17 protein-coding genes are annotated in these 20127 nt (G+C 72.8%); 11 read left to right on the forward strand and 6 right to left on the reverse strand.

Annotated elements, in window-relative coordinates; translation table 11 throughout:
• Window positions 1-60 precede the first annotated feature (60 nt).
• Window positions 61-939, reverse strand: a complete 879-nt coding sequence (locus IF17_RS0120285) for a DUF4184 family protein (protein WP_030567944.1) — start codon at window positions 937-939, stop codon at window positions 61-63.
• Window positions 940-1140: 201 nt separating this feature from the next.
• Here IF17_RS0120285 and IF17_RS0120290 point away from each other — a divergent pair, with 201 nt between their 5' ends.
• From IF17_RS0120290 to pgfA, 3 genes are all read left to right on the forward strand, one after another.
• Window positions 1141-2895 (forward strand): lytic transglycosylase domain-containing protein, encoded by a 1755-nt coding sequence (locus IF17_RS0120290; protein ID WP_030567945.1) that lies wholly within the window; start codon window positions 1141-1143, stop codon window positions 2893-2895.
• A 150-nt stretch (window positions 2896-3045) separates the two neighbouring features.
• On the forward strand, window positions 3046-3183 hold the full coding sequence (locus tag IF17_RS1000000138645) for an SPW_0924 family protein (protein WP_018512101.1): 138 nt from the start codon (window positions 3046-3048) through the stop codon (window positions 3181-3183).
• A gap of 70 nt (window positions 3184-3253) precedes the next feature.
• Complete coding sequence (gene pgfA, locus IF17_RS0120300) at window positions 3254-4246, forward strand: cell envelope lipid trafficking protein PgfA (RefSeq protein WP_030567947.1); 993 nt, start codon at window positions 3254-3256, stop codon at window positions 4244-4246.
• On the opposite strand, the gene hrpB is transcribed toward pgfA, so the two are convergent.
• The gene (hrpB, locus tag IF17_RS0120305; protein ID WP_030567949.1) at window positions 4233-6740 is read right to left on the reverse strand and encodes an ATP-dependent helicase HrpB; all 2508 of its coding nucleotides are present in this window, start codon (window positions 6738-6740) and stop codon (window positions 4233-4235) included. The genes pgfA and hrpB overlap by 14 nt on opposite strands.
• 64 nt (window positions 6741-6804) lie before the next feature.
• The gene (locus IF17_RS0120310) at window positions 6805-7635 is read right to left on the reverse strand and encodes a class I SAM-dependent methyltransferase (protein ID WP_030567951.1); all 831 of its coding nucleotides are present in this window, start codon (window positions 7633-7635) and stop codon (window positions 6805-6807) included.
• Window positions 7636-8071: 436 nt separating this feature from the next.
• Here IF17_RS0120310 and rpsA point away from each other — a divergent pair, with 436 nt between their 5' ends.
• Window positions 8072-9583, forward strand: a complete 1512-nt coding sequence (gene rpsA / locus IF17_RS0120315) for a 30S ribosomal protein S1 (RefSeq protein WP_018512105.1) — start codon at window positions 8072-8074, stop codon at window positions 9581-9583.
• A 125-nt stretch (window positions 9584-9708) separates the two neighbouring features.
• Here the strand turns inward: rpsA and IF17_RS0120320 are convergent, their stop codons facing one another.
• The gene (locus tag IF17_RS0120320; protein ID WP_030567953.1) at window positions 9709-10668 is read right to left on the reverse strand and encodes a right-handed parallel beta-helix repeat-containing protein; all 960 of its coding nucleotides are present in this window, start codon (window positions 10666-10668) and stop codon (window positions 9709-9711) included.
• Between the two features lie 238 nt (window positions 10669-10906).
• Here IF17_RS0120320 and IF17_RS0120325 point away from each other — a divergent pair, with 238 nt between their 5' ends.
• The 3 genes from IF17_RS0120325 (at window position 10907) to IF17_RS0120335 (ending at window position 12953) form a co-directional block, all read left to right on the forward strand.
• Window positions 10907-11845: a PAC2 family protein gene (locus tag IF17_RS0120325; protein WP_015607883.1), complete on the forward strand. Its 939-nt coding sequence runs from the start codon at window positions 10907-10909 to the stop codon at window positions 11843-11845.
• 66 nt (window positions 11846-11911) lie between these two features.
• On the forward strand, window positions 11912-12517 hold the full coding sequence (gene coaE / locus IF17_RS0120330) for a dephospho-CoA kinase (protein WP_030567955.1): 606 nt from the start codon (window positions 11912-11914) through the stop codon (window positions 12515-12517).
• A 67-nt stretch (window positions 12518-12584) separates the two neighbouring features.
• Window positions 12585-12953 carry a tetratricopeptide repeat protein gene (locus IF17_RS0120335; RefSeq protein ID WP_030567957.1) on the forward strand — a complete coding sequence of 123 codons (369 nt, stop codon included), beginning with the start codon at window positions 12585-12587 and terminating at the stop codon, window positions 12951-12953.
• A 31-nt stretch (window positions 12954-12984) separates the two neighbouring features.
• Here IF17_RS0120335 and IF17_RS0120340 read toward each other — a convergent pair whose 3' ends face one another.
• On the reverse strand, window positions 12985-13293 hold the full coding sequence (locus IF17_RS0120340; RefSeq protein WP_030567959.1) for a DUF6343 family protein: 309 nt from the start codon (window positions 13291-13293) through the stop codon (window positions 12985-12987).
• An 81-nt stretch (window positions 13294-13374) separates the two neighbouring features.
• Between IF17_RS0120340 and IF17_RS0120345 the strand changes: the two genes are divergently transcribed.
• A complete protein-coding gene (locus IF17_RS0120345; protein ID WP_030567961.1) occupies window positions 13375-14073 on the forward strand; it encodes a class I SAM-dependent methyltransferase in 699 nt (232 codons plus the stop codon).
• Between the two features lie 39 nt (window positions 14074-14112).
• Here the strand turns inward: IF17_RS0120345 and IF17_RS0120350 are convergent, their stop codons facing one another.
• A complete protein-coding gene (locus IF17_RS0120350) occupies window positions 14113-14469 on the reverse strand; it encodes a hypothetical protein (protein ID WP_030567963.1) in 357 nt (118 codons plus the stop codon).
• A gap of 368 nt (window positions 14470-14837) precedes the next feature.
• Between IF17_RS0120350 and IF17_RS0120355 the strand changes: the two genes are divergently transcribed.
• The 3 genes from IF17_RS0120355 to IF17_RS0120365 are packed head-to-tail and all read left to right on the forward strand — an operon-like array spanning window position 14838 to window position 20039.
• Window positions 14838-17885 carry a DEAD/DEAH box helicase gene (locus IF17_RS0120355; RefSeq protein WP_030567965.1) on the forward strand — a complete coding sequence of 1016 codons (3048 nt, stop codon included), beginning with the start codon at window positions 14838-14840 and terminating at the stop codon, window positions 17883-17885.
• Between the two features lie 8 nt (window positions 17886-17893).
• On the forward strand, window positions 17894-19264 hold the full coding sequence (locus tag IF17_RS0120360; RefSeq protein ID WP_032772311.1) for an SWIM zinc finger family protein: 1371 nt from the start codon (window positions 17894-17896) through the stop codon (window positions 19262-19264).
• Window positions 19265-19307: 43 nt separating this feature from the next.
• Window positions 19308-20039, forward strand: a complete 732-nt coding sequence (locus IF17_RS0120365) for a DUF7873 family protein (RefSeq protein WP_030567969.1) — start codon at window positions 19308-19310, stop codon at window positions 20037-20039.
• The last annotated feature ends 88 nt before the right edge of the window (window positions 20040-20127 follow it).

Raw genomic sequence — 20127 nt, forward strand, 5'->3', positions numbered from 1 at the left:
GGGCCACGGAAGCCGAAGGGCCCGGAACCGCACCACGGTTCCGGGCCCCTCCTCGTCCTGCTACGTCCGGTCGGCGGCGGACTCCCCGGCACGGGATCCGTCCGGTACGGGCACGGGTTCCGGGCTCTCCGCCGGCCGCCCGCGCCCGCGTAGCAGCCGCATCCACACCCCGTACAGCAGCAGCCCCGCCGCCAGCCCCGCGCCCGCGCCGAAGCAGGCCGTCGGGATGATGTCGAGCGGGTTCTCGATGCCCCCGAAGTGGGCGTAGAAGCGCAGGCACCGGTGGACGATCCCCAGCACCATGCAGCCGGCCAACAGCCCGAGCGCACCCCAGCGCTCACCCCGGCCGAGCGCCGGGAGCGCCTCCGGCACCGGGGTCGCGACCGTGCGCCGCAGCGCGGTGAGCAGGAACCAGCCGAGCACCACCAGCGCCAGCGCCGAGCTGCCGTACTGCGCGAACTGGTAGAGCGGGAAGCCCCCGACGCTCCGGTCGAGGAGCAGCAACTCCGTGCCCCACCGGCTGTGGTGGGTGAACGCGTCCCACACCACATGCGTGGCCGCCCCGAGCGCGGCCGACCCCACGAACACCAGCCAGGCGTGCGGCCCGAACGACTCCCGGCTCCACCGCTGTCCTCGTACGAAGGTGTGGACGCGGCCCCGTACGCGTACCGGAAGCAGTGCCACCAGCGGTTCGCGCAGTGCTGCCCACACCGCCACCAGCACGGCGGCGATCAGCACGTTCACGGTGACCACACCGAGGAAGGTGTGTGTGAAGTCGCCGAACCTCATGGCCCCGGGGATCACGGTGTCCGCGAAGTAGGTGACGTCGGGCGCGAACGAACCGGCGATGAGGGCCGAGGGGAACAACCCCCAGCGGGCGGTCCCGTTCCGGCGGACCGCCGGGAGCACGGCGGCAGCATGGCTGAGGGTGAACGGCATGGCGGCAAGTATGCGCGAACGTCCGGAGCCGTCCCTCAGGGCACCCTCCGTTGCCCTCCCGGACCACGCCGGCGCTGGAACGTGAAAAAACAGTAAGAAGCGGTCAGGGTGCGGTGCTCGGGCGCCACATGGTGCCGTAGGGTCGCTTGAGTCCTGCGCTGGGGAGCGCGAGCAGCCTTCGAGGGGGAGGGACCGGAACGTATGGCAGCGCACATTCGCCGACGGCTGCGCAAGGGGGCCACGACCACCGCGGTGGCGGCGGCCGCCGTGGCGGCGCTCGCGGCGTCCCAGGCACCCGCGGCCCCGCTGGCCGAAGGGTCCATGGGCGGCGACCAGCAGACCGCCGGCGGTGAGTCGGGCGGCCCGGAGGACGGCGCCGCCACCGGCAACTCGCCGTACTACACCGACCTTCCGCCCCTGGTCACGCCCAATCGCCCCGGTTCGTCCAGCAACCTCCCGGCCGCCACCGGCAGCGCGGAAGCGGGCATACCGGCCTCCGTCCTGGCCGCGTACAAGCAGGCCGAGCGGACCGTCGGGACCACCGACCCGGCCTGCCGGCTGCCCTGGCAACTCCTCGCGGCGATCGGCAAGGTCGAGTCCGGCCAGGCCCGCGGCGGCCAGGTCGACGCGAACGGCACCACCCCCACCCCGATCCTCGGCCCGGCCCTCAACGGCCAGGGCTTCGCGCTGATCAAGGACACCGACGGCGGGGCGTACGACGGCGACGCCGTCCATGACCGCGCGGTCGGCCCGATGCAGTTCATCCCGTCCACCTGGGCCACCTGGGGCCAGGACGCGAACGGCGACGGCCGCAAGGACCCCAACAACATCTACGACGCGGCGCTCGCCGCCGGCCGCTACCTCTGCGCGGGCGGCCGGAACCTCGCCGTCGCCGCCGATCTCGACCGGGCGGTGCTGAGCTACAACCAGTCGACGGAGTACCTGCGTACGGTCCGCTCCTGGTTCGCGTACTACCAGCGCGGCACGCACGAGGTGCCCGACGGCAGCGGAGTCCTCCCCACCGCGCCGAGCACCCCGACGCCGAGCCCCACCCCGAGCCCCGGTGGGACGACGAGCCCCACCCCCGGCGGGACGACGAGCCCGAAGCCCTCCCCGTCTCCGTCCAAGCCCGGCGGTACGAAGCCGACCCCCGGCCCCTCCAAGCCCGGCGACGGCACCACCAGCCCCACCCCGACCCCGACGCCTCCCCGCCCGACGCCGCCCCCGTCCCCGGCCGAGACCTTCGGCTCCCTGGAGAACGCGGGCACCGGCCCCCTCACCGCCACCGCCGGCTCCACGTTCGACGAGCGGGTCTCCGTCCGCGCCCGCAACGCCCTCGGCGCCCCGATGGCCAAGGTGCCCGTCACCTTCACCGTCACCGGGACCACCGGCACCCTCTTCGACGGCGGCAAGAAGACGGTCACGGTCATCAGCAAGGCCGACGGCACCGCCACCGCACCCGCGCTCAAGGCGGGCGAGAAGACCGGCGAGTTCGCCGTCACCGCCACCGCGGGCACCACCCGGCCGCGCACCCTGACCTACGCGGCGAGCGTCACCGCCCGCCAGGCCGACAAGATCGTCCGGGTCGGCGACAGGGCGCTCGTCGCCGCACCCGGCGAGAAGTTCGCCGACGCCGTCACCGTCAAGGCCACGCACAAGGGCGTCGCCGCCCCGGGAGTGGCCGTCACCGCCACCATGGTCAAGGACAGCCTGGGGCTCATCGACAACGACAAGGGCCCGTACTTCAAGGACGCGGACGGCAAGCCGCTGCGGACGCTGGACCTCACCACGGGCGCCGACGGCCTGCTCCAGCTCCCGGAGATCTTCGCCGACGAGAACCCGGGCACATACAAGCTGCGGCTCACCACCGAGGGCGGCGGCTCGGTCGTCATCGAGCTGACCGTCCAGGCCCCCGAGGAGACGGCCCCGGAGGAGACGGAAACCCCCGAAGCCTGACCCACCGCCCCATTGGCAGCCCCCGCTCCACCGACAGCCCCCGCGCCCGCCCGGCGCGGGGGCTGTCCGCTGTGTTCTCATCTCGCGCCCCGGTTGCTACGGTGCCCCACCCCTGACGCACCGTCAGTTCACCGTCCCGGGAGGTCGAGCATGCGTGCCCTCGTCGCCGCCGCCATCGGTCTGGCCGCCGCCCTCGCGCTCGTGTTCACGCTCTCCGCCGTCGGCTCCCCGCCGGGCGAGACCTCACCGAAACCGCTGCTCACCACCGTCCCGGGCCCCAAGCAGTAGCCCGGCAAGCAGCAGCCCAGCCAGCAGTAGCCCAGCCAGCAGCAGCCCAGCAAAGGAGAGGTCCACCACCATGCGCCGCCGAGCCGGTCTCGTCCTCCTCGCCTTCGCCGTCTTCTTCGCCGCCCTGTCCCCGCTGCTGCGCTGGTACGCCTTCCCCCGGCTGGCCAAGGTCCCGCCGAACCAGTACCAGGAGGTCGTCCTGGAGGCGAAGCCCGCCACTCTCCTCGACTACACGACCCTCAAGGCGAAGGAGGTCGAGAAGGTCACCATCGTCCAGACGCTCAAGGGCAACGTGGAGGAGTCCGAGAAGATCGAACGCAGCGCCGGACGGGACGTCGTCGTCTGGGACGCGCTCTCCTACATCGAGGGCCCCGACGGCAAGATGGTCTCCGAGATCCCCGAGCGCTACATCTTCGACGCCCACACCCAGGCCCCCGTCAACGCCACGGGCGAGATGGTCGACGGCGACCCCGTCCGCCGCACCGGCATCGAGTTCAAATGGCCCTTCCTCACCGAGAAGCGGGACTACGAGTACTTCGACGCCCAGTCCCGTACCACCGCGCCCATCCACTACAAGGGCACCCGTACCTTCCGCGGCCTGGAGGTCTACTACTTCGAGCAGACCATCCCGTGGACCAAGGTCCCGATGCCGAAGAAGATGCCCATCGAGGGCGTCACCGCCGAGCAGATCGCGCAGACCGGCATGACCCGCTGGTACACCACCCAGCGCATGTTCTGGGTCGACCCCGTCACCGGAGCGCCGGTCAACGGCGAGGAGATCCACGAGGAGGAGCTGCGCAACGCCAAGAAGATGGGCATGTCCGAGGACACCGTCACCGCGTTCTCCGGCCATGTGAAGATGCGCGAGGACTACATCGTGGACACCGTCGAGCTGGTGAAGTCCCAGCGCGTCCTGGTCCTCCTGCTCACCTCGTACCTGCCCTGGGGCTTCCTGGGCCTCGGCATCGGCCTGCTCGCGCTGGCGCTGTGGCTGGAGGCGCGGTCACGGCGGCCGGCGGCGACGGAGAGCTCTACGGTCCCTGAGAGCCCTACGAACGCTTGAGGCGCGCCGAGGTGTACCGCGTCGCCTGTACGGTCGCGGGGTCCTCCGGCCACGGATGCTTCGGGTAGCGGCCGCGCAGCTCCGCCCGTACGGCCTTGTAGCCGTCCTGCCAGAACGAGGCCAGGTCCGCCGTGACGGCCGCCGGGCGCCCGGCGGGGGAGAGCAGGTGGACCAGGACCGGCACCCCGGCCACCGTGGGCGTCTCGCTCAGCCCGAACAACTCCTGGAGCTTCACCGCCAGTACGGGCTGCTCGCCGCCGTACTCGACCCGGATACGGGAGCCGCTCGGCACCTCGATCCGCTCCGGCGCCAGCTCGTCCAGCCGCACCGCCTCACCCGTCGCCCACGGCAGCAGCCGGCGCAGCGCCTGCCCCGCGTCGATCCGGCCCAGGTCGGAGCGGCGCCGGGCCCGCGACAGCTCCGGCTCCAGCCACGCCCCGGGCTCCGCCAGCAGCGCCTCGTCCGACACGTCGGGCCACGGCGCCCCCAGCACCCGGTGGAGGAACGCCAGGCGCAGCCGGAACTGCTCACTGTCCCGGGTCCACCGCAGCAGCCCGAGCCCTTCCCGCCCCAGCCCCTCCACCAGGGCCCCGCGCACCAGCTCCGGATCCGGCTGCCTCAGCGGCCGTACCGCCAGCTCCACCGCCCCCACCCGGTCCACCGACCGGGCCACCACCTCGCCGTCCACCCAGCGGACCTCCTCGCCCCGCACTCGCAGATGCCCGGCGGCCAGGAGGGCGGTGGGCTCGTCGACCACCGCCGCCAGCCGCACCCGGGCCGAGGCCGCGTGGGAGGGCCGGTCCGCGACGGCGACGGCCAGCCAGGGCGCGCTGCGCAGCCGCGATCCGTCCCGCAGCTCCGCGCCCGTGCCCGACACCATGAGGAAGGCCCCGTCGCCCCGGGCCCGCGCCACCCGCTCGGGAAACGCCAGGGCGGCGACGAGCCCGACGACGGCGTCGTCGGAGCCAACGCCTTTCGTGCCGCCGGAATCGGAGCCCAGGGACGACGACAGCCGCCGCACCTCCTGCTTCCAGCGGGCCGCGTACCCGTCCTGCCCCCGCCGGGCGGTCCGCAGCGCCGCCGCCAGATCGTCCCCGTACTCCCTGGGCGGCTCCTCGCTCAGCAGCGCCACCACCTCCGCCGCCCGCCGCGCCCCGGCCTCCGAGGCGCCGTCCAGCAACGCCCGCGCCAGCCGGGGATGCAGCCCGAGCCGGGACATCCGTACGCCGCGCTCCGTGACCCGGCCCGCCTCGTCCACCGCGCCGATCGCCTCCAGCACCTCGCGGGCGGCGCCCATGGCCCCGGCGGGCGGCGGGTCCAGCAGGGCGAGCGAGGAGGCGTCCGGGTCGCCCCAGCACGCCGCCTGGAGCGCGAACGCCGCGAGGTCGGCCACCTTGATCTCGGGGGAGGGGAAGCGCGCGAGCCGCCCGTCCTCGGCCTGGTCCCAGCACCGGTACACCGCCCCGGCCGCCTCCCGCCCGGCCCGCCCCGCACGCTGCCGTCCGGCCGCCTGGGAGGCCCGTACGGTGGTCAGGGCGCTCAGGCCCCGGGCATGGTCGGTACGGGGTTCCCGAGCGAGGCCCGAGTCGACGACGACCCGCACGCCCGGCACCGTCAGCGACGACTCCGCCACCGAGGTCGCCAGCACCACCCGCCGTACGCCGGACGACCCGGCGAGCACGGCGTCCTGCACGGCGGCCGGGGCGCGCCCGTGCACCTGGAGCACCTCGGCGTCCACCCCGGCGAGCTGGCCGGCCACCCGCGAGATCTCCCCGACCCCGGGCAGAAAACAGAGCACGTCCCCGTCCCGCTCCACCAGCGCCCGCCGCACGGTCGCCGCCACATGCGTCAGCAGCACCGGATCCACGCGCATCCCGTGTGGTGGCTTCACCGGCCGGGCGGGCGGCGCCCAGACGACCTCCACCGGGTACGAGACCCCCTCGGCCTCGATCACCGGGGCGTCGCCCAGCAGCCGCGCCCACCCCTCCGCGTCCGTCGTCGCGGACGCCGCCACCAGCCGCAGATCGGGCCGGATCGCCTCCCGTACGTCCAGGAGGAACGCGGCCACCGTGTCGGCGTCCAGATGACGCTCATGGCACTCGTCGATGATCACCACGTCGACCCCGGCCAGCTCCTGGTCCCGCTGGAGCCGCTGGAGCAGCACCCCGGTGGTCACGATCTCCACCAAGGTGTCCCGCCCGACCACGCGCTCCCCGCGCACGGTGAAACCGATCCGCCCGCCCGGCTGCTCGCCCAGCAGCCACGCCATCCGCCGCGCCGCCGCCCGCGCGGCGATCCGGCGCGGCTCGGCGACCACGACCCGGCGCACCGGCCCGTCCCCGGTCAGCCCGGCCAGGACCAGCGGCACGAGGGTCGTCTTGCCGGTGCCGGGCGGGGCGCAGAGGACGGCGACGCCACGGTCGTCCAGCGCGCGCCGGAGCGCGGGGACGGCGGTGCGGACGGGAAGACGGTCCAGGGCTTCGGTGCGGATCACGCCCCCAGTGTCGTACGGGCGCTTCCCCGGGCCGGACGTCGGCCCGGCTCGCCCACGAAGGACATCAGTCCCGCTCGCACACGAAGATCGCGGTCCCCGGGATCAGGTTGCCGCGCAGCGGGGACCAGCCGCCCCACTCCTGGTCGTTCCACGCGGGCCATTCCGGTTCGACGAGGTCGACCAGACGGAAACCGCCCGCCACCACGTCCCTCACCCGGTCACCGAGCGTGCGGTGGTGTTCCACATAGACGGCGTTGCCCCGCTCGTCCTGCTCGACATAGGGGACGCGGTCGAAGTAGGAGGCGGCGACGGAGAGGCCCTCGGGCCCCGGCTCGTCGGGGAACGCCCAGCGGATCGGGTGCGTCACGGAGAAGACCCAGCGCCCGCCGGGCCGCAGCACCCGGTGGACCTCGCGGAAGACCTGTACGGGATCGGCGACGAAGGGCACCGCCCCGTACGCGGAGCACGCCAGGTCGAAGGAGGCGTCCCGGAAGGGGAGCCGGCCCGCGTCCGCCTCGACGAGGGGGAGGCCCTCGCCGATGCGCAGGGCGTGCTGGAGCTGGCGGTGGGAGAGGTCGAGCGCCACCGGGCGGGCGCCCTGTCCGGCGAGCCAGCGCGAGCACTGTGCGGCGCCGGCGCCGATCTCCAGGACGTCGAGCCCTTTGAGGGAGGCGGCGGGCCCCAGGAGGGCGGCGTCCGCCTCGTCGAGCCCTTCCGGGCCCCAGACGAAGCGGTCGTCCCCCAGGAAGGAGCCGTGATCGTTCTGGTATTCGTCGGCGTTCCGGTCCCACCACCCGCGGCTGGCCCGGCTGCTCTCGGCCTCGTCCGCCACCCGCCGGGTCGCTTCGGGTTCTGCGGGTTCCTCTGTGTAGGTCCCGTGGATCTCTTGGCTCATCGTGCCCGCCGTTGTAGTTTGCCTTCACTCGCCGCACGCGGTACGTACCAGGGGTAGGTGCCGGGAGACGGACGCGTGTGCGCGACGCCTTGCCGCACTGCCGTATTGTGTCCGGGTCGAATCGGCCCGAACGCGCCTCGGAGAACAGGAGTTGCTCCGGTACAGGGCCGTTGAGGGGCCGTCGCGTCCCCGGTCCGCGCCTGCGCGCATTGACCCTGTCCGGCTGCCCCCGTATGCTACAAGTTGCGCTGCGAGCCTGCGCGCCTCAGACCTAGCAGGCCGCGCTCGCGTCTGTTGCATGTCCCCTCGGTTGTCGAGGCGTCTCTCCGGAAACGGATTGCGCGCTTTCCAGGCTGTCCGGCTTCTGCAGAGGCGATACGGGCTTTCGGCGTAGCAGTACCTACGACTCTCTGTCCGTACCGGAGCCCTTTCCCACATGACGAGCAGCACCGAGACCACCGCCACCACTCCGCAGGTTGCGGTCAACGACATCGGCGACGCGGACGCGTTCCTCGCGGCGATCGACGAGACGATCAAGTACTTCAACGACGGCGACATCGTTGACGGTGTCATCGTCAAGGTTGACCGGGACGAGGTTCTCCTCGACATCGGTTACAAGACCGAAGGCGTCATCCCGAGCCGCGAGCTCTCGATCAAGCACGACGTCGACCCGAACGAGGTCGTCAAGGTCGGCGACGAGATCGAGGCCCTGGTTCTCCAGAAGGAGGACAAGGAAGGCCGCCTGATCCTCTCGAAGAAGCGCGCTCAGTACGAGCGTGCCTGGGGCACCATCGAGAAGATCAAGGAAGAAGACGGCATCGTCACCGGTACCGTCATCGAGGTCGTCAAGGGTGGTCTCATCCTCGACATCGGCCTCCGTGGCTTCCTCCCGGCGTCGCTCGTCGAGATGCGTCGTGTCCGCGACCTCCAGCCCTACGTGGGCAAGGAGCTCGAGGCGAAGATCATCGAGCTGGACAAGAACCGCAACAACGTGGTCCTGTCCCGCCGCGCCTGGCTCGAGCAGACCCAGTCCGAGGTTCGCCAGACGTTCCTCACCACCCTGCAGAAGGGTCAGGTCCGCTCCGGCGTCGTCTCCTCGATCGTCAACTTCGGTGCCTTCGTGGACCTGGGTGGCGTCGACGGTCTCGTGCACGTCTCCGAGCTCTCCTGGAAGCACATCGACCACCCCTCCGAGGTTGTCGAGGTCGGCCAGGAAGTCACCGTCGAGGTCCTCGACGTCGACATGGACCGCGAGCGCGTCTCCCTGTCGCTCAAGGCGACGCAGGAAGACCCGTGGCAGCAGTTCGCCCGGACGCACCAGATCGGTCAGGTCGTCCCGGGTAAGGTCACGAAGCTCGTTCCGTTCGGTGCGTTCGTCCGCGTCGACGAGGGCATCGAGGGTCTGGTCCACATCTCCGAGCTGGCCGAGCGCCACGTGGAGATCCCGGAGCAGGTCGTCCAGGTCAACGACGAGATCTTCGTCAAGGTCATCGACATCGACCTCGAGCGCCGCCGCATCAGCCTCTCGCTGAAGCAGGCCAACGAGTCCTTCGGTGGCGACCCGGCCTCGGTCGAGTTCGACCCGACGCTGTACGGCATGGCCGCGTCGTACGACGACCAGGGCAACTACATCTACCCCGAGGGCTTCGACCCCGAGACCAACGACTGGCTCGAGGGCTTCGAGGCACAGCGCGAGGTCTGGGAGACCCAGTACGCCGAGGCGCAGCAGCGCTTCGAGCAGCACCAGGCCCAGGTCATCAAGTCCCGCGAGGCCGACGAGGCCGCCGCTGCCGAGGGTGCTGCCGCCCCGGCCGGCGCCGCTCCGGCCGCCTCGGGTGGCTCCGGTGGCGGTTCGTACTCCTCGGAGTCGGCGGACAACTCCGGCGCCCTGGCGTCGGACGAGGCCCTCGCCGCCCTGCGCGAGAAGCTGGCGGGCGGCCAGAGCTGACGCTCCGGACCCCGGCGGCTCATCGGCTGCGGTGAAGCTGTAGAGCACGAAGAGTGAGGCCCGTTCCCTTCGGGGGCGGGCCTCACTCGCGTATACAGATGCTGATCAGGTCTGATCAGGTCTGATCAGGGCGTCACGGGGACGTTCGTCAGGCCCCTGCCGCCGGTCACGGTATTGCTCGCGTACACCGTGGTGCGGCACGTGGCGCTGTTGTTGGTGACGTTGACGGCGAGCTGCCGGTCGCCGGTGGCGCCGGACAGGTTCGAGGTGTTGTTCCGGAAGACGGTGCCGCAGCCCCAGCCGCTCTGCTGGGTGTGGGTCTCGTAGCCGTTGTTGGTGGTACGGGAGCCCCGGTTGCCCTCCACCAGGACGTCGTTGCCCTTCACGTCGACCCAGGAGTCGTCGTAGTTGGCCCCGGTGAGCCCGTTGCCGTCGAAGGTGTTGCCGATGATCCGGGCGCCGGTGGTGCCTTCCTTGATGTCGACGTTCTCGCCGCGGACATCCGGCCCGATCGTGTTGTTCAGGATCTGCGCGTTGTCGCTCCGGTCGGAGAGGTCGTTCGCCGTCCCGACGTACACGCCCTCGCCCATGCCGCGCCCGTTCTGCCCGGTGTCGTAGATGCGGGAGTTCTTCAGTACGCCGTCGCGCGAGGACTTACGGAAGTGGACGCCCTCCATGTCGAGGTCGTGGACGGTCACCGAGTCGATGACGACCCCGTTCGCGGTGTCGGCCATGATGCCCTTCTGGCCGCCCTTGATCGTCATCCCGTGGACCGTCCAGTACGAGGCGCCGTTGAGGTGCAGCCCGTAGCCGCCGCCCGCCGTCAGGACGGCCTTGCCGGAGCCGGTCAGGATGATCCGCGCGCCGGAGGTGCCGGGCCGGGTGGCCTTGAAGTTCCCGGTGTACGTGCCGTCGGCGAGCCGGATCGTGTCGCCGGGGGAGACGGTGGTGAGCGCCGACTTCAGCTGGGCCGCGGTGGACACGTCGATCACGGCCGCCGCGTTGGCGGGGGCCGCGGTCAGGGCCAGGCCGCCGGTGGCGAGGGCGGCGGCGAACAGGACGGTGAGGGGGGTGCGGGGGCGCATGGGGGGAAGCCTTCCCGTCGGAGGGGGCAGGGACGTTCCCCGTACATTCCTGTACGTGAATGGGGGATGCATCCCTGAACGTGTTGCCCAGTGACGGTAGGGACGGCCACCGGGCACGTCAAGGTCTGGACCAATAGCTGACGCGCCGTGAAGCTCCGTCGCCGGAAAGTGCGGACGCCGGGAATGCTCATGGAGCCGGCCGCGTTCTTCCCAAGGAACACGAGGAGGAGCGGTAACCGTGCCTGATCCGCAGAGTTTGTACGAATGGGAGCCGAAGGGGCTGGCCGTCGTCGACATGGCGCTGGCCCAGGAGTCGGCCGGCCTGGTCATGCTCTACCACTTCGACGGATACATCGACGCGGGCGAGACCGGCGAGCAGATCGTCGACGGCCTGCTCGAAACGCTGCCCCACCAGGTCGTGGCCCGCTTCGACCACGACCGGCTCGTCGACTACCGCGCGCGGCGCCCCCTGCTGACCTTCCGGCGCGACCGCTGGACGTCCTTCGAGGCCCCGACCCTGGAGGTCCGGGTCGTCCAGGACGCCACCGGAGCGCCCTTCCTGCTGCTGTCGGGCCCGGAGCCGGACGTGGAGTGGGAGCGGTTCGCCGCCGCCGTGGAGCAGATCGTCGAGCGCCTCGGCGTCCGCCTCACGGTCAACTTCCACGGCATCCCCATGGGCGTCCCGCACACCCGCCCCGTCGGCATCACCCCGCACGGCAACCGCACCGACCTGATGCCGGGTCACCGCAGCCCCTTCGACGAGGCCCAGGTCCCCGGGTCGGCGGAGTCCCTCGTCGAGTACCGGCTGATGGAGTCCGGCCACGACGTCCTCGGGGTCGCCACCCACGTCCCGCACTACGTCGCCCGGTCCGCCTACCCGGACGCGGCCCTGACCGCGCTGGAGGCGATCACCGCCGCGACCGGCCTGGTCCTGCCCGCGCTCGCGCACTCCCTGCGCACCGAGGCGCACCGCACCCAGACGGAGATCGACCGGCAGATCGGCCAGGGCGACGAGGAGCTCGTCTCCCTCGTCGAGGGCCTTGAGCACCAGTACGACGCCGTCGCCGGCTCCGAGACCCGCGGCAACCTCGTCGCCGAGCCGGTCGACCTGCCGTCCGCCGACGAGATCGGCCGCGAGTTCGAGCGCTTCCTGGCCGAGCGCGAGGGCGACGGCTGAGCCGCCGGGCCGTCGAGCGGGAGGGCGGCCTTCGCGCGTGCCGGCAGGACCCGTAGGCTGCGGCCCATGCTGAAAGTGGGCCTGACCGGCGGGATCGGCGCCGGCAAGAGCGAAGTGTCGCGGCGACTCGTCGAGTACGGTGCCGTGCTGATCGACTCCGACCGGATCGCGCGCGAGGTCGTGGAACCCGGAACCCCCGGTCTCGCGGCCGTGGTCGAGGAGTTCGGGGCGGACGTCCTGGCCGCCGACGGCACCCTGGACCGCCCGGCACTGGGCGCTGTCGTCTTCGCCGACCCGGACCGCCGCGCCGCGCTGAACGCGATCGTCCACCCCCTGGTCGGCGCCCGCGCCGCCGAGCTGGAGCGGGAGGCGGGTGCGGACGCCGTCGTCATCCATGACGTACCGCTGCTGGCCGAGAACGGACTCGCCCCCTTCTACGACCTGGTCGTCGTCGTGGACGCGTCCCCCGAGACCCAGCTCGACCGGCTGGTGAACGTACGCGGAATGACCGAGTCCGACGCCCGCGCCCGGATGGCCGCCCAGGCGACCCGCGAGGAACGCCTCGCCGTCGCCGATCTCACCGTCGACAACGACGGGCCGCTGGAGGCGCTGGAGCCGCAGGTCCGCGGGGTCTGGGAGGAGCTCCTCCGCAGGGCCGCTGCCACCGGCTGACCCCGCGCCGGAATACCCGCTCCGGGGTGGATGTTGGAAACCCGGAAGCGAAGGGAAGGATGCGACCGTGCCCGAGAGCAACCCGGAAACCCATGTCATCGACTTCCGCGCGGCCGAGCAACTGCTCGACGCCCGGGACCCCCGGGGCGCGGTCAAACTGCTCGACTCGGTGATCGCGGCCCACCCGGAGAACACCGCCGCCCGGCTGCTGCGGGCCCGCGCCTTCTTCGCCTCCGCCCAACTGCGCCCGGCCGAGCTGGAATTCGAGCTGGTGCTGGAGCGTGAGCCGGACAACGCGTTCGCCCACCACGCGCTGGCCCGCACCTTCGAGAGGGCGGGCCGCCCGGAAGCGGCGATGCGGCACTTCCGGCTCGCGGCGGCGCTGGATCCCAGGCCGGAGTACCTGAAGGCCGCCAGGTTCGACGCGGGGGACTGAGTGCCGGAGGCCCTGCGACGGTCCCGAGGCCCTACGGCGGTTTCGTACCGTCCCCCGGGTCCGGCCTGCGCCACTGCGGGCGCCCGCCCCGGTCCGGTTCGTACGGGGGCACATCCCGGCCCGGCTGGTAGTGCGCCCCTTGACGCATGCGGTGGATGACCACACCGAGGTCGAGGATCGTGAGGGCCAGGAGCACCGCGCAGGCCGCCGCCCACCCCGGCCGCCCGGTCAGGGAGAAGGCCAGCAGGCCGAAGAGGGCCCAGAACGTCCCCCAGAGACTCAGCCAGAGCCGCATCCGCAGCGGACTGCGGGCGGTCGCGGGCTCACTGCCGGTACGCATGGCGATCACCTCACCCCTCCAGCATGGACCCGTGAGGGCTTCGGCGGGAACCGGGGCCGCCGGGCGGAACGTTGGTCCTTCATGGGTGAATCACTGGTACGTGAGGGATACACCGGGACGGGGCCGGGGGCCATCACCCCGGACGGGTGCGCCGTCGAGCTCTACCGGCGCCTCGCCGTCGGCGACGAGCCGGACGTGATCGCGTCGGTCGCGCCCGCCGGCGCGAGCATTCTCGAACTGGGCTGCGGGGCGGGCCGGGTGACGCACCCGCTCGTCGAGCGCGGCTTCACGGTGACGGCGGTGGACGAGTCGCCTCAGATGCTGGAGCAGATCGTCGGCGCCCGGACGGTGCGCAGCCCCATCGAGACGCTGGACCTCGGCGCCGAGCGCTTCGACGTCGTGCTGCTCGGCTCGTTCCTGGTCCACGCGGGCGAGCACCGGGTGCGGGACGGCATGCTGCGCGTCTGCCGCCGGCAGGTGAAGGACGACGGGATCGTCCTCATCCAGCGCGAGGGCGTCGCGCACCGCTCCGGGCTGCCGTGGGAGCGGGTCGACCGGTCCGGCTGCCGCATCCGTATCGTCTCGGCGGAGCCGGTGGGGGACGGCGTGCGCTCGGTGCGCGCCGAGTACGACTTCGGTGACGCCCGGTGGACGCAGACGTTCCGGTCGCGGGAGCTGTCCGACGATCAGCTCGCCGGACACCTGGCGGCGGCGGGGCTGACGGTGGACCGCACCCTCACCGACGACGGCACATGGCTGCTGGCCCGGCGCATGTCCTGACGTACGGGCTCCGCCTGTGCTCCCCGCCCGGTGAATCGCTCAGTGCACGAAGGTGTAGCTGCGCCAGGGCGGGCCGCTCTCGGGCGCCACATCGCTGAACCGGGTGGCCACATAGGCCGTGCCCTGACCTGTGCAGTCGCGGGTCGGGTAGAGGACGATGTCGACCAGCGTGCCGTTCTCGACCTTGCGGGCACCGGCGGGCGACAGCCGGTGGCAGCCCCGCACGGAGGGGCTGTTCACCTGCACCACCGCCTCGCGGTCGGTGTGGTAGGTCACCGGGCCGACGGCGGTGCGGCCGAGACCGGAGCAGCCCGAGACGGTGAGGGCGAGGAGCGAGGCTGCGGCGACGGCGCCGAGACGGCGTCGGCGGCGGGGATCGGGCGCGGTCACGGACATGGGCGGGTCCTCGTCTGCTCGTCCGGCGCTCGTCCGGCTCACACCGGTGCTCGTCCGGTTCTCATCGGTACGTCTGCGGCCCTCATCGGTGCGCCGGGGAGACGTGCTGGCGCTGGCCACCCTGCCCGCTCCCCACCGCCCCGGCATTTCGTGCGCGGCCGACCGGGCGAGGGACGGGCGATGCGGCAGACCGTTCGCCCGTCACGGGGCGTAACGGGTGCAGAACCGGTCCCGAGCCCCCCGTATACCGCTCTGAGCTGCGGTGACGCGGCCGGGGGAGGGGTTGTCAGACCTCCCGCCTAGACTCGCAGAGTCAGCATGAACCGTGCCGGCAGGATCAGCGGACCAGGTGGGAGGGGGTGACCGGAATGGCAGAGCCGACGGCACAGGGCGCACGGGACCCGCGCGCCGGCGAGCCGCGCACCGCGGACATCGGCCGCCTGCTGCGCTGTGCGGCGGTCTTCCTGCCGGGCGCGGTCCCGCGCGAGGGCCGGATCGCCTTCTGGGACCCGCACGCGGAGCCCGGTGCGCCCGCGCGGGACGGGTCCTCCTCCTTCGCCTACGCGGACGGTGCCTACGGGGACGGTGCCTACGCCAAGGGCGCCCACTCCGACGACCGGGCCCTGGCCGACGCCGTGCCGTACAGCGCTTCTCTGCTCACGGTCGTCCGGCGGGACCAGGCTGCGGCCACCGGTCTCCGGAGCGCCGAGGTGCCCGCCGCGCTGCTCTCCGTGGCCGACGCGCTCCCCGTGCTCGTCCGCGCCCGGCACCAGGCGTCCGTCCACCCCGCCACCCGCTGCTGGGGCGCGGCCGCGCTCCACGCCCTCCACCTGGTCGCGCGCGGCAGGCTGCTGCCCGGTCTCACGGCGGGCGGCCACGACGCCTGGCGGGCGGGCCCACGGGACGCCGAGGACATCGCACACCTGCGGGCCACCGCCGCCGCGATGCCCTCCGAGGGATACGCGGTGCCGCTCCCGGAGCTCGATCCGCCCCGGCTCCCCGACCCGGAGGCGCTGATCGGGTCCTTCCTGGACGCGGTCGCCGACACGCTCCCGCGCACCCCCGCCGCCGCCTTCGCGATGGGCGCGCCCTTCGCCGCCCGGGAGCCCCAGCACCTGCCGCACGCGGCGGCCTGGGCCGTCGAGGTGGCCTCAGGACTGGACGCGGGGGTGCGGGTCTCGCTCCGGCTCGACCTCTCCGCCTACGAGCTGTTCGACACCGCCGACACCTACGCCGTCACGGCCTCCCGGGAAGGCCCCGACGAAGGCGCCCCGGACGCCCCCGCGCACCCGGACGACCCGGCGGTCCGCCACGCCGCCGCGGCCGTCGTGCAGGTGCACAGCCTCGCCGACCCGACGTACGTGGTCGACGCCGCCGGCCTCTGGAACGGGCTGGCGGGCGAGCCGTTCGGGCCGCGCGCCCGGGTCGACGCGGTGCTGGCGCTGCGCCGGGCCGCCCGGGTCTGGGCCCCGCTGGAGCGGCTGCTGGACCAGCCCGTCCCCGATGTCCTCGCGATCACGGAGGACGAGCTGTACGAGCTGCTGAGCGACGCGGGGGCCCGGCTGGCCGCCGCCGGGGTCCACGTGCACTGGCCGCGCGAGCTGGCCCGTTCGCTCACTGCCGCCGCCGTCGTGCGGCCCGCGCCCGGATCGGCCACCGACGGCACCTCGTTCTTCGACGCCGAGCAGCTCTTCGCCTTCAACTGGCAGGTGTCGCTGGGCGACGAGCGGCTGACCGAGGCCGAGATGGACATCCTCGCGGAGGCCCACCGCCCGGTGGTGCGGCTGCGCGACCAGTGGGTGGTCGTCGACCCCGCCCTCGTACGGAAGGCGCGCAAGCGGGAGCTGGGGCTGCTTGATCCGGTGGACGCGCTGGCCGTCGCCCTCACCGGGAGCGCCGAGGTGGACGGGGAGCAGGTCGAGGCCGTCCCGGTCGGAGCCCTCGCCGCGCTCCGTACGAGGATCCTCGCCGACGACGCGGTGATCGCACCGCCGCCCGGTCTCGACGCGACCCTGCGCGACTACCAGCTGCGCGGCCTGGCCTGGCTGGACCGGATGACCTCGCTCGGGCTCGGCGGCTGCCTCGCCGACGACATGGGCCTCGGCAAGACGATCACCCTCATCGCCCTCCACCTGCACCGCGCGCGGAAGGCCCCCACCCTGGTGATCTGCCCCGCCTCCCTCCTCGGCAACTGGCACCGGGAGATCAACCGCTTCGCCCCCGGCGTCCCGGTCCGCCGCTTCCACGGCACCGACCGGACCCTCGGCGAGCAGGACGGCGGCTTCGTCCTCACCACGTACGGCACGATGCGCTCCAGCGCCGCCCAGCTCGCCGCGCACACCTGGGGCCTGGTCGTCGCCGACGAGGCCCAGCACGTCAAGAACCCCCACTCCTCCACCGCCAAGGCCCTGCGCACCATCCCCGCCCCGGCCAGGGTCGCTCTGACCGGCACCCCGGTGGAGAACAACCTCTCCGAGCTGTGGGCCCTGCTGGACTGGACGACCCCCGGACTGCTCGGTCCCCTCAAGGCGTTCCGGGCCCGGCACGCCCGGATCGTGGAGAACACCGGTACGGCCGCCGGCCTGGGCAACGAGGAGGCCGTCGAGCGGCTCTCCCGGCTGGTCCGCCCCTTCCTGCTCCGCCGCAAGAAGTCCGACCCCGGCATCGCCCCCGAGCTGCCGCCCAAGACGGAGACCGACCACCCCGTCTCCCTCACCCGGGAGCAGGCCACGCTCTACGAGGCGGCGGTGCGCGAGACGATGGCGCAGATCGAGGCGGCCGAGGGCATCGCCCGCCGCGGCCTCGTCATGAAGCTGCTGGCCTCGCTCAAGCAGATCTGCAACCACCCGGCGCAGTATCTGAAGGAGGAGCCCACCCGGCTCACCGGCCGCTCCGGCAAGCTCGCCCTGCTGGACGAGCTGCTCGACACGATCCTCTCCGAGGACAGCTCCGTCCTGATCTTCACGCAGTACGTGACCATGGCCAAGCTCCTCTCCGCCCACCTCGCCTCCCGCGCGATCCCCTCCCAACTCCTGCACGGCGGTACGCCGGTGGCCGAGCGGGAGCGGATGGTGGACCGCTTCCAGTCCGCCGAGGTCCCCGTCTTCCTGCTCTCCCTCAAGGCCGCCGGGACCGGGCTCAACCTGACCCGCGCCGCCCATGTCATCCACTACGACCGCTGGTGGAACCCGGCCGTGGAGGAGCAGGCCACCGACCGGGCGTACCGCATCGGGCAGACCCAGCCCGTGCAGGTCCACCGGCTCATCGCGGAGGGCACGGTGGAGGACCGGATCGGCGAGCTGCTGGAGTCCAAGCGCGCCCTCGCCGACGCGGTCCTCGGCACGGGTGAGACCGCCCTCACCGAGCTGAGCGACCGGGACCTCGCCGACCTCGTCTCACTGCGGAGGCCCGCATGAGCCCGGGCATGAGCCCCCGACCGACGCCTGGTCCGGCCCCGCGCCCGACCACCGGCCCGGCCGCCCGGAGATCGGCCCCCCGCGCCCGCCCCGGCCCCGACGACCTGCGCCGCACCTTCGAGGCGGTGCCCGCCCGCACCTCGCCGGAGGGCGAGCCCTTCGCCGACAGCTGGTGGGGCCGTGCCTGGGTGGCCGCGCTGGAGTCCCTGTCGATGGACGGGGCCCGGCTCGCCCGCGGCCGCGCGTACGCGGACGAGGGCAAGGTCGCCGCGATCACCGTCACCCCCGGCCGCGTCGTCGCCTATGTGCACGGCAGCCGCGCCCGCCCCTACCGTGCCGAGCTGCGCCTGCGCACCTTCACCGACACCGGCTGGGACACCCTGCTCGACGCGGTCGCCGTCCACCCCGGCCATCTCTCCGCGCTGCTGGCGAAGGAGATGCCGCACTCCCTGCCCGCCACCGCGCGGGAGGCCGACGTCCGGCTGCTGCCCGGCGGCGACGACCTGGACCCGAGCTGTACGTGCCCCGACCACGGCCGGCCGTGCAAGCATGTCGCCGCCCTCTGCTACCAGACCGCGCGGCTGCTCGACAGCGACCCGTTCGTCCTGCTGCTGATGCGGGGCCGGGGCGAGCGCGACCTGCTGGACGAGCTGGGCCGCCGCAACGCCGAGCACACCGCCCGCGAGCGCCCCGCCGCCCCCGCCGTGCCGTCGGTCCCGGCGGCGGCAGCCCTCGCGGACCGGTACCTGCCGCCGCTCCCGGCGCCCCTCCCCGTACCGACGTATCCGGGCCAGCCGCCGTCCTACCCGGACCTGCCGGGTGCGCGCGATCCGCTGGGCCTGGACCACCTCGCCACCGACGCCGCCGCCCGCGCCCACGCCCTCCTGACGACCGGCCGCGACCCGCTCGCCGGGCTCACCCCCTGGCAGGACGCCGTCCGGATCGCCGCCTCACGCCCGACCGCCGGGCTCACCGCCACCACCCGCGCGCTCTACCGGGAGCTGGCCCACGCCACCGGCCGCAACACCACCGACCTGGCCCGCGCGGTGGCCGCCTGGCGGCAGGGCGGCGCCGAGGGCCTCACGGTCCTGGAGACGCCCTGGGACCCCCCGGCCGGCCCCTTCGACCGGGCCAGGCCCCTGCTGGCCGCCGCCGAGTTCCCGCGCTTCACGCCCTGGCGCAACCACCTCACCCACCCGGTCGGCACGCTCCAGCTCCGCTTCGGCCACGACGCCCGCTGGTACGGGTACGAGTCCGACCCCGGCGCCGACGACTGGTGGCCCCGCGCCACCCCCGACCCCGACCCGGTCGCCGCCCTAGAAGCCTTGCTGACCGGCGACACGGTCACGGCGGCCCCCGACGACACCTACGTACGGTAAATCCTTTGGCCACGGCGCAGTTGGCACTGCTAGCGTCCTCGACGTGGCGAAACTCAATCAGATCATCGCAGTGGAGAAGGGCGTCAAGTCCAAGGCGCACCAGGACCTGACGGCGGCCCACCACGGCCTCCAGAAGGCCGGACTGCTCGCCGGGATCTCCCGGACCTACCAGCCCAAGGACGAGGAGGGCGAGCAGCTTCCGCCCGAGTCGACGCTGGTCCAGGTCAAGGCCGAGGACGTGCTGCGGGACACCGCGACCACGCTCACCCGGCTCTTCGATGTCACCGCCACGAAGGACTGGGCGAACTGCTCGGCCCGGGCCGACGTCAAGGTCGACGGCCGGGTGCTGGTCGCCGAGGTCCCGGTCTCCTACCTGCTCTTCCTGGAGAAGCAGCTGACCGACCTCAACACCTTCATCCGCAAGCTCCCGGTGCTGGACGCCGCCGAGTCCTGGGTGCAGGACCCGTCGACGGACTCCTGGAAGACCGAGCCGGTCCGGACGCTCCGTACGAAGAAGGTGCCCCGCAACCACGTGAAGGCGGAGGCCACCGAGAAGCACCCGGCGCAGGTCGAGGTGTACTACGAGGACATCCCGATCGGGTACTGGACGACCGTCAAGTTCTCCGGGGCGCTGCCCGCGCGGCGCGTCAACGAGCTGCTGGACCGGGTCGAGAAGCTCCAGCAGGCCGTGAAGTTCGCCCGCGAGGAGGCCAACGGCGCGGACGTCACCGACCAGCGGGTGGGTGATGCGGTGTTCGGTTACCTCTTCGGGTGACCGACCATGGATTCCCCGGCCGCCGATGACGGTGACCGGGGTGCGCGAGGAGCGCAAGCTGAAACTGAAGCTTGTCGTGAAGGCGCGG

It is taken from the genome of Streptomyces cyaneofuscatus, from assembly GCF_000718135.1.
In the GTDB taxonomy this organism is placed as follows: domain Bacteria; phylum Actinomycetota; class Actinomycetes; order Streptomycetales; family Streptomycetaceae; genus Streptomyces; species Streptomyces cyaneofuscatus.